The 13,148-nt window shown below is 69.4% G+C and carries 8 protein-coding genes; 5 read left to right on the forward strand and 3 right to left on the reverse strand.

Going from position 1 to position 13,148, the window contains the following annotated elements:
* Positions 1-6: 6 nt before the first annotated feature.
* A complete protein-coding gene (locus ACFDS6_RS05250; protein WP_375271062.1) occupies positions 7-2,133 on the reverse strand; it encodes an alpha-glucuronidase family glycosyl hydrolase in 2,127 nt (708 codons plus the stop codon).
* 117 nt (positions 2,134-2,250) lie between these two features.
* On the opposite strand from ACFDS6_RS05250, the gene ACFDS6_RS05255 reads away from it, so the two are divergent.
* Positions 2,251-4,647 (forward strand): glycoside hydrolase family 3 N-terminal domain-containing protein, encoded by a 2,397-nt coding sequence (locus ACFDS6_RS05255; RefSeq protein WP_375271063.1) that lies wholly within the window; start codon positions 2,251-2,253, stop codon positions 4,645-4,647.
* Positions 4,648-4,721: 74 nt separating this feature from the next.
* Here ACFDS6_RS05255 and ACFDS6_RS05260 read toward each other — a convergent pair whose 3' ends face one another.
* Both ACFDS6_RS05260 and ACFDS6_RS05265 read right to left on the reverse strand, forming a co-directional pair.
* Positions 4,722-6,368 carry a glycoside hydrolase family 43 protein gene (locus ACFDS6_RS05260; protein WP_375271064.1) on the reverse strand — a complete coding sequence of 549 codons (1,647 nt, stop codon included), beginning with the start codon at positions 6,366-6,368 and terminating at the stop codon, positions 4,722-4,724.
* On the reverse strand, positions 6,365-8,908 hold the full coding sequence (locus ACFDS6_RS05265) for a glycoside hydrolase family 9 protein (RefSeq protein WP_375271065.1): 2,544 nt from the start codon (positions 8,906-8,908) through the stop codon (positions 6,365-6,367). The genes ACFDS6_RS05260 and ACFDS6_RS05265 overlap by 4 nt, the downstream gene beginning before the upstream one ends.
* Before the next feature lie 327 nt (positions 8,909-9,235).
* On the opposite strand from ACFDS6_RS05265, the gene ACFDS6_RS05270 reads away from it, so the two are divergent.
* From ACFDS6_RS05270 to ACFDS6_RS05285, 4 genes are all read left to right on the forward strand, one after another.
* The gene (locus tag ACFDS6_RS05270) at positions 9,236-9,925 is read left to right on the forward strand and encodes an acetylxylan esterase (protein ID WP_375271066.1); all 690 of its coding nucleotides are present in this window, start codon (positions 9,236-9,238) and stop codon (positions 9,923-9,925) included.
* Entirely contained in the window at positions 9,915-11,204 is a 1,290-nt protein-coding gene (locus ACFDS6_RS05275) for an arabinan endo-1,5-alpha-L-arabinosidase (protein ID WP_375271067.1), read from the forward strand. Before ACFDS6_RS05270 ends, ACFDS6_RS05275 begins: the two co-directional genes overlap by 11 nt.
* Positions 11,205-11,207: 3 nt before the next feature.
* Positions 11,208-11,363 carry a hypothetical protein gene (locus tag ACFDS6_RS05280; protein ID WP_375271068.1) on the forward strand — a complete coding sequence of 52 codons (156 nt, stop codon included), beginning with the start codon at positions 11,208-11,210 and terminating at the stop codon, positions 11,361-11,363.
* A gap of 96 nt (positions 11,364-11,459) precedes the next feature.
* The gene (locus ACFDS6_RS05285) at positions 11,460-13,064 is read left to right on the forward strand and encodes an alpha-N-arabinofuranosidase (protein WP_375271069.1); all 1,605 of its coding nucleotides are present in this window, start codon (positions 11,460-11,462) and stop codon (positions 13,062-13,064) included.
* Positions 13,065-13,148 lie beyond the last annotated feature (84 nt).

Consider the following 13,148-nt stretch of genomic DNA (forward strand, 5'->3'; position numbering starts at 1 on the left):
GCCACGTCACTGCGGGTTGCCCGGCGCGTGAGGAAAGCGCTGCGCCTCGTACCAGCGCAGATCGTGCGCGGGTGGGCGCGTGCCCGCGGGGAGGGGCATGCGGTTGATTGATGACCAGTAAGCGATGCTGGCGTCGCGCCACCACGCGGCCTCGCGCGCCTGTATGTCCAGGAACGTCGCGGTCTTCGCCCAGCGCTCGGCGTCGATTTGCGAGCGCAGCGCGTTCCACTGTTGGCGCATGACGTCCACTTGCGCGACACCGGCGTCGTAGTGGTGGACGAGTTCGGCCCACAATGTCCGGCCCGACGGCATGGCATGATCCCAGCGCAGATGTTGGAACCACAGCAGCTCGTCCGTCGGCGTCGTCGCTGGGTCGGACAGGCGGCGCGCGAGCGGCGCGGCATATTGCGCGACCGCATTGCTGCCGCTCGCAGTACGATCGAAACCGATGCCGTTCCGGTCGGCGCGGTGGTAATAGACCGGGTTCCACTCAGGGCGCTTCAGGTCGGAGACCCACGGTCCCGGCCCATAGTGGTGCCCCGTCGCCATCAGGTGCGCGAGCCCCAGCGGCGTCATGTAATCGACCACTGCCTCGCGCGAGGGCATCATCATCGCCGCAATCCGGTCGGCGACCGCGGGCGCGAAGGTCATCGCCGCCCACTCGCGCGCGATCGCGCGCGGGTCGAGCGTCGGGTCCCACGCGAGCCGGCCGAACGCGTACCAGTTCGCCTGGTTGAAGGTCGATCCGCTCCAGTCGCGATCGCGCCCGACGTTGGCGACCCCGGCGATCCCCGTCAGCCCGTGCGGATAAAGCGAACCGTCGATGATCCGGGCCACGGTCGAGCCCGGACCCTGCGCCATCGTGTCCGCGCCCAAGGTCTCGGCGAACAAGGGGCCGAGGTATGCCAGGTGCGTCGCCTGGCCGAGATATTCCTTGGTGATCTGGAACTCGGGCATCAGCGCGGTGCGCGGCATCGCGCCGAACAGCGGGTGGAACGGCTCGCGCGGCTGGAAGTCAATGGCGCCGTTCTTGACCTGGACGATCACGTTGTCGGCGAAGCGCCCGTCGAGCGGCTTGAACTCGGTGTACGCCTGCTTGGCGCGGTCGTCGGGATCGGTGTCGGCGTAGACGAAGGCACGCCACATCACGACGCCGCCGTGCGGGCGGACCGCGGCGGCCAGCATGTTCGCGCCCTCGGCATGGGTGCGGTGGTAGTCGCGCGGACCCGGCTGGCCCTCGCTGTTGGCTTTGACCAGGAAGCCGCCGAAGTCGGGGATCGCGCGGTAGATCTCGTCCGTCTTGGCGCGCCACCAGGCGGCCACGCGCGGGTCGAGCGGATCGGCGCTCGCCAGCCCGCCGAGCTCGATCGGGGCGGAGAAACGCGCCGAGAGATAGACCCGGATGCCGTAAGGCCGGAACACGTCGGCGAGCGCCGCCGCCTTCGTGATGTAGCGCGCGGTCAGGCTGTCGGCGCTCGAATTGACGTTGTTGAGCACGACGCCGTTGATGCCGATCGAGGCGTTGGCGCGCGCGTAGTCAGTGTAGCGCGGATCGCGGTAGTCGGGCAGCGTCCACCACTCCCACAGCGACTGGCCCGCGTAGCCGCGCTCCACGCTGCCGTCCAGATTGTCCCAATGGTCGAGGATGCGCAGTCGAACGTGCGGCGCGGAGGACAGCGAAACGGCGCGCAGGTCGCCGCCGGCATAGGCGTGCCGCAAGAGCGCGAAGCTGCCGTACAAGGCGCCCTGATCGCTATTGGCGGTGACCAAGGTGACGCGCGCGCCGCCAAGCGTCACCGTCCGGACCAGATAGCCTTCGTCGCCCAACGGCGCGACGCGAAGGTCGAGCGCCCGCACCCGCGGGTCGCCGGCGGTCGCGACGACGATTGTCCCGAGCGCCGCCTGCTGCGCGGCACTCAGCCCCGCCACTCCGCGGCGCAACTCGTCGGCGGCGGCGATGATCGAGGGGGAGCGCGACCGCGCGTCGATCCGCGGAACGGCACGGTGCGTAGCAGTTGCTCCCACCGGGGCTCGGTAGCGCAGCCACAGGTCGTAGCCATCCTCCGCGTACACGTGCCCGGCCACCAAGCAAGCCACCGCGAACATCAGCAACCGTGAAGCGAGCCTTACCATCATCCTCCCCGCCGACCACCGATGCATTGACAATGCGCGGTCCGGTTCAGCATGGTATCGCTATCACGGCGACGGGCGCGTTAGCAATGCCGCCCAGGTCGCACAGGGGAGGATCGCATGTCAGGCATCATCACTTCGGCGACGCTGTCGCGGCGCAGCCTGCTGCGCTGGACGGGCTCCACCGCACTCGCCGCGCTCGCGCCGGGCGTGCTCGCCGCGGCCGAGCCGCGCGCCATCTACCGCGACCCGCGCGCGCCGACCGACCTGCGCGTGCGCGATCTGCTCGGGCGGATGACGCTGGAGGAGAAGGTCGCGCAGATGATTGCGCTATGGGGAACCAAGGCGGAGGTGATGCAGCCCGGCGGGTTGGCGTTCGACCCCGCGCGCGCGAGTGCCGCCTATCCGGCCGGCTTCGGTCAGGTGACGCGTCCGTCGGACCTGCGCGGCGGGCCGGAGATCGCGGCGGTGGCGGGGGGCACGGGCGCGCGCTTCCGCGGATCGGCGTCGACGATCGCCTTCGTCAACGCGGTGCAGCGCTGGGCGCGCGACCAGACGCGCCTGGGCATCCCGGTCATCTTTCACGAGGAAGCGCTGCACGGTTACATGGCGGCGGGCGCGACCATGTTCCCGCAGGCGATCGCGCTGGCGGGCACGTTCGACCGCGATCTGATGCGCCGCGTGCAGAGCGTGATCGGCGGCGAGGTACACGCGCACGGCAGCCATCTGGCCTTGTCGCCCGTCGTCGACATCGCGCGCGATCCGCGCTGGGGGCGGATCGAGGAGACGTTCGGCGAGGACCCGTACCTGTGCGGCGAAATGGGCGTCGCGGCGGTGCAGGGTCTGCAGGGCGAGGGCGAAACGCTCGCGCCGGGCAAGGTGTTCGCGACGCTCAAGCACATGACGGGCCACGGACAGCCGCAGGCGGGCAACAACATCGGCCCCGCGCCGCTGGGCGAGCGCGAGCTGCGCGAGAGCTTCTTTCAGCCGTTCCGCGCGGTGGTCACCCGCACCGGAATTGGCGCGGTGATGCCGTCGTACAACGAGATCGACGGCGTGCCGAGCCACGCCAATCGCTGGCTGCTGGGCGACGTGCTGCGCGGAGAATGGGGGTTCAAGGGCGCAGTGGTCAGCGATTACGGCGCGATCGAGGAGCTGGAGACGATCCACCACGTCGCGCCCGACCGCGAAGCGGCGGCGCGCGCCGCGCTGCACGCCGGTGTCGACAGTGCGCTGCCCGACGGCCTGGCCTATCGCACGCTGGCGGCGCAGGTGCGCGCGGGCACGGTGGCGATCGCCGACGTGGATATCGCGTGCGCGCGTATCCTGGCGATGAAGTTCCGCGCCGGCCTGTTCGAGAACCCCTTCGTCGACGCCGCCGCGGCCGAACGACTGACCGGCAACGCGCCCGCGCGCGCGCTGGCGCTGGAGGCGGCGCGCAAGTCGCTGTGCCTGCTGACCAACGACGGCACGCTGCCGCTCAAGCCCACCGGCCGCATCGCGGTGATCGGGCCAAATGCGGCGGTCGCGCGGCTGGGCGGTTATTCCGCGCCGCCGCGTCAGGCGGTGTCGCTGCTCGACGGCGTTCGCGCGCTGGTCGGCGACACGGCCGAGGTGGTCCACGCGCAGGGCGTGTTCATCACGCGGAGCGAGGATCGCTCGGCCGACGTGGTGCTGCTCGCCGACCCGGCGGCGAACCGCGCGTTGATTGCCGAGGCGGTCGCGCTGGCACGCGGGGCCGACGCGATCGTCCTGGCGATCGGCGACACCGAGCAGACCAGCCGCGAGGGGTTCGCCAGCACGCATCTGGGCGACCGCACGACATTGGACCTGCTGGGGGAGCAGAATGCGCTGTTCGACGCGCTGCACGCGCTGGGCAAGCCGATCGTCGTGGCCGCGATCAACGGTCGGCCGGCGAGCTGGCCGGGCGTCGTCGCGCGGGCCAATGCGATCCTCGAATGCTGGTATCCGGGGCAGGAGGGCGGGACCGCGATGGCCGAGGCGCTGTTCGGCCGGGTCAATCCCGGCGCCAAGCTGCCGGTCACGGTCGTTCGCGAGGTCGGGCAGGTGCCGTTCTACTACAACCGGAAGCCGTCGACGCAGCGCGGCTACCTGTTCGCGGACACCGCGCCCTTGTTCCCGTTCGGGCACGGGCTCAGCTACACGACGTTCGAGATCGGCGCGCCGCAACTGTCGGCGGCGCGGATCGGGCGCGCGGGGTCGGTCACCGTGTCGGTCGAGGTCGCCAACACCGGCACGCGCGCGGGTGACGAGGTGGTGCAGCTCTACGTTCACGACCTGGTCGCGTCGGTGGCGCGGCCCGTGCTGGAGCTGAAAGGGTTCGAGCGCGTGACGCTGGCACCCGGCGAGCGCCGCACCGTGCGCTTCACGCTGGGGCCGGACGCGTTCGCCCTGTGGGACGACACGATGCGCGAGGTGGTCGAGCCGGGCCGGTTCCACGTCATGGCGGGGCCGAGCTCGGCACAGCTCAAGACGGCGGTGCTCGAGATCGCCTGAGGCAGCCGGGATCGCGCCGGCGGGTCGGGGAAGGGCGGTTCCCCCGACCGACGGCGGCAGGCTACCCGGCTACGTCACCGGTACCAGGCGTAGGGCCCGATCAGCGTACCGACGAAGCCGCCCGCGACGTTGGTGCTGAGGAAGCGGACGTCCACGTCGCGCGCCACGCTGCGCGTGGCAGCGCCCGTGGTAACGGAGAACGACATCTGCCCGCCGTCCGCCTCGATCGTCAGCGTGGCCGGACCGGTCCGGAGCGGGGCTGAGGCGACGAGCCGTTCCTCGCCCGCGTCGCTGGTGTAGAGCGCCAGCACCCGCTTGCCCGCCAGTCGCGTAACGCCGAAGAACAGGTAATTGTCGTCGCTCTGCATCGCGACCAGCCCGGCGCGGTCGCCGTCATGGTCGGGTGTGAAGCGCAGGGTGGTCGAGATCGTTGCGTTGTGGTGCTGCTGTCGCCGCGCGACGAACGCGGGTGCGCCCGAGCGGTCGCCGATGCGCTTGCCCTGCGCGAGCACCAGATCGCCGCCGCTGAGCGTGTAGAGCGGCGCCTTGGGCGTCCGCACGCCGATCCACGGCAGGCCCAGCGTGCGGCCGTCGAACTCGTCGACGTAGGCGAACGCGCCGCTGGTCGGCAGCGCTGGCGCGGGGCTGGCCGACAGGATCGGTCGCGCCGCGACCAGCGGCACCGGCGTGCGCTTGGGCAGGATCACCGGCCAGCCGTTCGTCCACGTTACTGGCAGCAGGAACGTCTCGCGTCCGATGTTGTAGTAATCGCCCGCGTACGGACGCGTGCCGAGGAAGGTCGCGTACCAGTCACCCTTGGGCGTTTGGACGAACTCGGCGTGTCCCGTCGAGGTGACCGGGTTCGGGCGCGCCGGGTCGAGGTCGCGCTGCGTCAGTATCGGGTTGCCGGGGCCGGGCACGTACGGCCCGCGCAGGTCCTTCGCGCGAAACACGACCTGCGAGTGGTTGACGCTCGTCCCTCCTTCGGCCGCGGTCAGATAGTAGAAACCGTCGCGGCGCAGGATGTGCGGGCCTTCGATCCACACCGGTTTCTTCGACAGATCGACGCCGCCGTTGATCAATTGCGTGCTGGGGCCGACCATCTTGCGCGCGCGCCAGTCGAACTCCTGTATCCAGATCGCGCGATGACCGTCGTAGCGCGACGGCTCCTCGGGCGCACGATTGTTGACGATATACGCGCGGTCGCCCTCCCAGTAGATCGACGGATCGATCCCCTCGAACGGCAGCCACGTCGGGTTCGACCACGGACCCGCCGGGTCGCGCGCGGTGATGACGTAGTTCCCGCCGCACTCGACGCAGGTGTTGACGATGTAGAACAGCCCGTCGTGGAACGAGATGTCGGGCGCGAACGCCGCCTGCGACGTGCGCATGTTGGTGAAATCGAGCTGGTCCGGTCGGTTGATCGCGTTGCCGATCTGCGTCCAGGCGACGAGGTCGCGCGAATGAAAGACCGGCAGGCCGGGGAAGTGCGCGAACGACGAGAGAACGAGGTAGTAATCGTCGCCGACCCGGGTGATCGAGGGATCGGGATAATAGCCTGACAGGATCGGGTTGCGATACTGGTCGGGGCCGACCGCCACACGCCCCTGCGCGCGACCGTCGTAGCTGAAGCGGCCGAACCGCGGCGCCTCGCTCGCGGCGGCGAGCGTGCCGGTGCCGGCGAGCAGCAGCGCGAGCAGCGGGCGGAGCGCGGCCCTCACTTGCCGGCCTTCGCGGCGGAGAGTTCGTCGATCGCGTGCGCCAGCTCGATCCACATCGCGCCTTCGGGGATCACATATTCGTTCTCGCCCCAGAAGAACGGCCAATCCTCGTGGTTCTCCGGGAAGTCGGGCTTGATCACCAGTACGCCGGGCACGACGCCGCCCGCGATGAAGGAGAAATCGGCGCGGTTGTTGCCGTAGGCGACCTCCTTCGACCGGGTCCCCACCGCCGACACGAACGAGATGTCCGATCCCGGATGGTGGCCGAGCAGGAACTCCGCGCCGCGGAACACCGCGTCGGCGGACACGATCTCGGGAAACGCCTTGTGCAGCGCGTAGGCGTTGAGCGCCTGGCCCAGCACCGTGCCGCTGCCCGCCCAGCCGCCGGTGGTGATCGTCACGCCGAACGGATTCGCCTTGGTCGCTTCCTCCATCTTCGCCGCATAGGCCCTGACCGCGGGGACCATCGCCGCGCGGTAGCTCGCCGGCATCGCCGGGATCGCCGCCACCGCGTCGCGCAGCGTGAAGGCGAAGCGCTGCTCCATCGCGGGCCACGACGCCTGCACCGCGGCGGCATAGGCCGGATCGCGCGTGGTGCGCAGCAATTCGACCGCGGCGGAGAACTTCTCCGCCTCCAGCGGTCCGCCGGTCGTGTTGCCGTGCTGGTACAGATCGGGCGCGTGCGACTGTTCCTCGGCCCAGGTCCTGACCGCCAGGTCGCGCGCCTTCTTCGACAGGGCGGGATCGACCTCGGCCAGCGCGCGCGACGCCGCGGCCAGGCCGGCGATCGACCCGTAGTTGAGCGCCGACGCCTTGGTGGTGAAGGCCCAGCGATCGTCGGGCGTCCCGCTGCGCCCGCCGCGCTCCTCGCCGGGTTTGAGCGCGGGATCGTAGATCAACCCGTCGGTCTTGGTCGAGGCGTCGCCCAGATGGGTATATTGTGCAACGTCGGGCTCGACGATGCCGTGGATCGCGTGGCCGACCGAGTCGAACTGCGCGATCAGCTGCAGCGTGCCGTGACGGATCTGCTGAAGGAGATCGGGGGTGCCGTCGGGCACGTGGATCTCCGTGCGGCGGCGCGACCAGTCGACCGCGGTGGTGTCGCGCGTCGGGTGCCAGCGTTCCCAGCTATCCACCAGCGAGCGGATCACCTGATATTGCGACTGGGTGCGGATGTCGAAATCGCCCGCGTCGAACCAGCCGCCGACCGCCAGGCCGGGGATGTGCTCGCCCGGCTTGAACGGCGTGTCGGTGGTCGGCCCCTGCGCGTAGAGGTCAATATGCTCGTGGTTGACGGGTGCCTGGCGCGCGTCGTCGCGGTGCGCGTCGCCGTGCCAGACCCGATAGCCCTCGTTAACGAACATGTGGTCCATCGCGACCGGGAAATAGACGTCGAGCGTCGGGTACCACGCACCGGCGTAGACGTCGGCGGCGATGCGGAACGGCGCGGTGCGCGTTTGTCCGTACTCGAGCACGTAGGTGCCGGGCGTGCGCACCGCGCTGAAATCGAGCTGGCGGTAGCTGTAGCGCAGGTAATCGCCCCAGCGCGTCGTCGGCGCGGTCGCGACCGGGGTCATGGTGCCGTCCTCGCCGACGCGCAGCAATCGCGCGGGTAGGGCGCGTTTGTCGCTGCGGTCGAGTTCGATCGTCGCGACCTTGCGCGCCTGCGGCGTGTAGCCGAGTTGCGAGTGCGCGATCACCGGCGCGCGCAGCCACCCGGGTACTGCGTTCGGCTGCACGACCCACTCGAGCACGCGTCCGGTCTTCCCCGCGGGCAGCAGCGAGCGCAGCACGAACCAGCCGTTCTGCGCCTGGTTGCGCCCGTCGAACAATTGCACGTCGGCGGTGGAGCGGATCGTCACGCGCCGCGCCGGGTCCTCGGGCGCCAGCACGAAGCGCGTGCCGTGCGCGATCGCGGTCGGCTCCGCACCGGGCCCCTCCGCGCGGCCGCTCGCGGCGTTGCGCTCGGGCGTGCGGATCATCGCGTCGGCGGGATAGAGCGGGAAGGTGCCGCCGGCGCCGTCCGCCATGAAGCTGTGATGGAAATAAGCGGCCGGCAGGAATTCGAGGTTGAACCCCGCCTTGCCCGCGAGCGCCGCCGGCACCGGCTGGTCGAGGAGCACCGCGATCGCCACCGCCGCGCCGCGCTTCTCCGAACGGATGCGGTAGCGCCACTGATAGTCGGGATATTCGAGCGTCACGGTGATCGCGCCGGTGGCGGCATCGACCTGCCGGTCGACCAGCCGGCCGATCGCGTCCCATTGTCCCGGCGTCGCTGACAGTCGCACGTCGCCGTTGGTGGCGATCCGCTCGCCCTGCTGGATGATCTCCACGCCGCTGATTTTCGAATCGGCGAACAGGCCGTCGTACCAGTTGGAGAAGACGAGCACGTTGGCGGCGGGCGCCTCGTAATAGCCCTGCGCGTTGAGCGTCAGTTCGGGCGCCGCTGCGGCGCGGCCGGCGCCGGTCTGCGCGAGTGCGGGAGCAGCCCCCGCCAGCAGCATCGCGATCGCCCGCGCGACATGTTTGGTGGCCTTCATGTGCGATCCCCTCATCTTCGTGCGGCGTGTACGCCACCGCTCCGTCTGAGTTCACTATAGCGCTACCATTGCGTCCCGCCAGTGCAAGGATGGTCAAGTTCGTTGCCAACTGCTTTCTCGTTGACCTGAGTGGGTAGCGGTATCATCCTGCCGCCGACAAGCCGGTGATGGCAGTAGGTTCGCGGACGACGAACCCCGTCACCCGATCGGCAAGGGAGCAGGAATGATCGGGCGATACAGCGACAATGATGGCGCAGCTCCGCGCCGACCACGCGTGTCACGCGCATGACGGGTCCGCAACGACGCGCGCGTCGCCTCGCGGCTCTGATGTCGCTGGCCGGGCTGGCGCTGGCGGCAACCGGCGTATCGGGGCAGCAGGTTGCGCCCCGAACGGGCGTTGGCGCTCAAGCTGTCGTGCCGCCCGGCTTTCAGCGGGTCACGCCGGGCGCGACGACGCCCGATCGCGACGGCTTTCTGCGCCGCTGGCTGCTGCTGGAGCCGATCAACAAGCCCAATCGCAGCAACGCCGGCTTCACCGGCAGCTACGTCCGCCAGGCGCTGACCACGCCCTACTTCCCCGGTCAGATGACGGCAATGCCGCGCGACGGGCAGGTGGTGCGCGCCGGTGCGCAGTCCCTCGAGTGGCACGCGCTGGGATCGACCGCGTTCAACGTCCGACTGTTCGACTTCGCCAAGGCGCTCGGCAAGCCGACCTACGGCGTGATCTTCTGGGCGGTGACGATCGTCGATTCACCGCGCGAGATGCGCGACGTGCGCATGGCGGTGGGCTCGAACTCGGCATCGATGTGGTGGCTGAACGGGCAGGAGGCGGTCGGACTGTTCAACGATCGCCGCATGGTGGTGGACGACGTGCTGTCCGACCGCATCACCTTGCGAAAGGGACGCAACGTCATTCGCGGCGCGGTGATCAACGGGCCCGGGCTCAGCGACTTCTGCGTCCGCTTCCTCGATGCCCAAGGGCGACCGATCACCGGGATCAAGAACGATGTCCGCTAAGCGCTCAACCATTATCGCGCTCGCGCTCGGCCTGACGGCTGGCGCGGTTCCCGCCGCGGCGCAACTCGCCGGCGACGTTTTCATCCACGATCCCTCCACCGTCACCGAATCGGACGGCAGTTACTATACGTTCGGGACGCGCGGCGGCGGTCTGGTTTCGCGCGACGGCTGGACGTGGCGCAGCGGACCGGAGCGGCCCGGCGGCGGCGTCGCGCCCGACGTGATCAAGATCGGCGAGCGCTACTACGTCGCCTACGCGGTCGGCGGCGGCGGCATGTCGGGCGAACATGCAAGCCAGGTCAAGATCATGTGGACGTTGTCGCTCGATCCGAAATCACCCAGGTTCAAGTATCACGACGTCGGCGTCGTCGCGTCGAGCGATGGGGTGGAAACGGCCGACGCGATCGACCCGGCGTTCCTCTACCAGGACGGTCGGCTGTGGCTGACCTTTGGCACCTATTTCGGGCCGATCCGCATCGTCGAACTCGATCCGAAGACCGGGCTGCGCGTGGCGGGCAACGAGCCTGTCGACGTCGCGATCGACATGGAAGCCACCGCGATGATGTTCCGCGACGGCTGGTACTATCTGCTCGGCACCCATGGCACCTGCTGCGACGGCCCGAACTCGACCTATCACATCCGCGTCGGACGCGCGCGCAGCCCGCTCGGCCCCTATCTCGACCACATGGGCACGCCTTTGCTCCGTGGCGGCGGCAAGATGGTGGTGAGCGCGCGCGGGCGGAATTTCGGCCCCGGTCACTTCGGGCTGATTCAGCTGGACGGCGGCGTCGAGAAATTTTCGATGCACTACGAGGCCGATCTCGATCGCAGCGGACGCAGCGTGCTCGCGATCGCGCCACTGCGCTGGACCGATGGCTGGCCGGTGGCGGGCGAGAACGTCGTGCCCGGCACCTACGAGATCAGCTCCGACCGCAGCGGCTACGCGCTGGGGCTCGCCACCGACGTAGTGCGCGTGCCGTTCGATCCGCGGCGCAGCTTCATGGCGAAGCCGACCGACCCGGTCGTGCCGCTGCCCGATCAGACGCTCGCGGAAGACTCGGCGGTGTGGCCGAGCGGGCGCATCCGCGTCGATCTGGCCGATTACATGAACCGCCCGCACCAGCGCTGGACGATCACGCCGGTCGCGGGCGCGGGCGGCTATTTCGGTGCGCCTTTCTACAAGATTGCCATCGCCGAGACTAACCGCGCGCTGGCCGCGAACGCGCGCGGCGAGGTGGAGACGGTGCCCGCTTTCACCGGCGCCGACGAGCAATTGTGACGGGTGGATCAGCTGACCGACGGCAGTTACCGCATCATGCCCAAGGTGACGCCGGGTCGCGACAGGCTCGCGCTCGTCGCGATCGGCGCCAGCACGCCGAGCCTCGCGCCGTTCGATCCCGCCAGCCCGGCGGGCCGGTGGTCGTTCCAGCGCCCGTGAAAAATGCTCGCACTCGGCAGATCGACCCGTTAGATTAGTCCGACAAATAAGGAGGGTCGTGTCCGTCTCCGGACCGAGGCGACCGAAAGGGAGAGCATGATTTCGCATCACCACGTCACCGGTCGGTCCACGCGCGCGGGGCACAAGCGCATGGCATCGCTCGCGCTGCTGCTGGCAGGAACGGTGCCGGTCGCGGCGATGGCGCAGGAGCCGGTCGCCACCACCACCGCGACGCTTGCCGCGGACAAGCCCGGCCCGGTCATGCACCCCGACGTGTTCGGCCAGTTCGCCGAACATCTCGGCCACGGCATCTACGGCGGTATCTGGGTAGGCCGCGGATCGCGCATCCCCAACGATGGCGGGTACCGCAGTGACGTGCTCGCCGCGTTGAAGGCGATCAACGTGCCGATGGTCCGCTGGCCAGGCGGGTGCTTCGCCGACGAATACCATTGGCGCGACGGCATCGGTCCGGCAAGCAAGCGCCCGACCAAGGTCAACACCAACTGGGGCGGCGTCAACGAGGACAACAGCTTCGGCACGCACGAGTATTTCGGGCTGATGGACCGGCTGGGCGGCAGCACCTACGTATCCGCGAACGTCGGCAGCGGCACCCCGGCCGAAACCTCGCAGTGGGTCGAGTACATGACCGCGCCCAAGGGCACCACGGTGCTGGCGAAGGAGCGCGAGCGCAACGGCCATCCCGCGCCGTGGAAGGTGCGCTACCTCGGGATCGGCAACGAATTGTGGGGTTGCGGCGGCAACATGCGCGCCGAATACGCGGCCGACCTGACCAACCGCTACGCGCAGTTCGCCAAGTCCGCCAACGGCCCGATGCTCAAGATCGCGAGCGGTCCCAGCGACTCCAACTACGACTGGACCGACGCGATGATGCGGATCGCGGGCAAGAACATCGACGGGCTGGCGCTCCATTACTACACCCGACCGCGCGACAAGGATTGGAACGACAAGGGGCCGGCGCTCGGCTTCCCTGAGCGCGAATGGGCCTCCACCATGGCGCACACGCTGATGATGGACGAGTTCATCACCAAGCACGCGGCAATCATGGACAAGTATGACGCCGCCAAGCGCGTGATGCTTGCCGTGGACGAATGGGGCACGTGGTACGACCCGACACCGGGCAGCAATCCCGGCTTCCTCGAGCAGCAGAACTCGCTGCGCGACGCGGTTGTCGCCGGGCTCAACATCAACATCTTCGCGCACCACGCCGACCGGGTACGCATGGCGGCGATCGCGCAGATGGTGAACGTGCTGCAGGCGATGCTGCTGACCGACGGCGCGCGCATGGTAAAGACGCCGACCTATTGGGTGTTCGACCTGTACAAGCCGTGGCAGGGCGCGACGACGCTGCCGGTCACGCTGACCTCGCCTTACTACCACAAGGACGAGTTCGCCTTGCCTGCGGTCAGCGCGTCGGCGGTGCGCGACACGGCCGGGCAGGTCCATGTCGCATTGGTCAATCTCGATCCCAACCGCGCGATGCCGGTCACGCTGTCGCTCGCCGGACTGCAGGCGACGCAGGCGAGCGGCCGGATCGTCACCGCCACCACGATGGACGCGCACAACAGCTTCGCCGCGCCCGACACGGTGACGCCGCAGCCGTTCACCGCCGCGCAGGTGGCGGGAGGCACGCTGAGCACGACGGTACCGGCGAAATCGGTGCTGGTGCTCGACCTGCGCTGATCAGACGGTCGCGACCGGAGCGGTGCCGAAGGGCGCCGCTCCGGTCACGGCGCTACCCGGTTCGCTATAACGCGCCGCCGGGCG

Origin of the sequence: Sphingomonas sp. (assembly GCF_042095875.1) — a bacterium.
Taxonomy (GTDB): domain Bacteria; phylum Pseudomonadota; class Alphaproteobacteria; order Sphingomonadales; family Sphingomonadaceae; genus Sphingomonas.

Excerpts from the sequence above, each read along its gene's own strand:
- ACFDS6_RS05250 (WP_375271062.1), bottom strand. The coding sequence starts at position 2,133 with ATGGTAAGGCTCGCTTCACGGTTGCTGATGTTCGCGGTGGCTTGCTTG.
- ACFDS6_RS05255 (WP_375271063.1), top strand. The coding sequence starts at position 2,251 with ATGTCAGGCATCATCACTTCGGCGACGCTGTCGCGGCGCAGCCTGCTG.
- ACFDS6_RS05265 (WP_375271065.1), bottom strand. The coding sequence starts at position 8,908 with ATGAAGGCCACCAAACATGTCGCGCGGGCGATCGCGATGCTGCTGGCG.
- ACFDS6_RS05270 (WP_375271066.1), top strand. The coding sequence starts at position 9,236 with ATGTCGCTGGCCGGGCTGGCGCTGGCGGCAACCGGCGTATCGGGGCAG.
- ACFDS6_RS05275 (WP_375271067.1), top strand. The coding sequence starts at position 9,915 with ATGTCCGCTAAGCGCTCAACCATTATCGCGCTCGCGCTCGGCCTGACG.
- ACFDS6_RS05285 (WP_375271069.1), top strand. The coding sequence starts at position 11,460 with ATGATTTCGCATCACCACGTCACCGGTCGGTCCACGCGCGCGGGGCAC.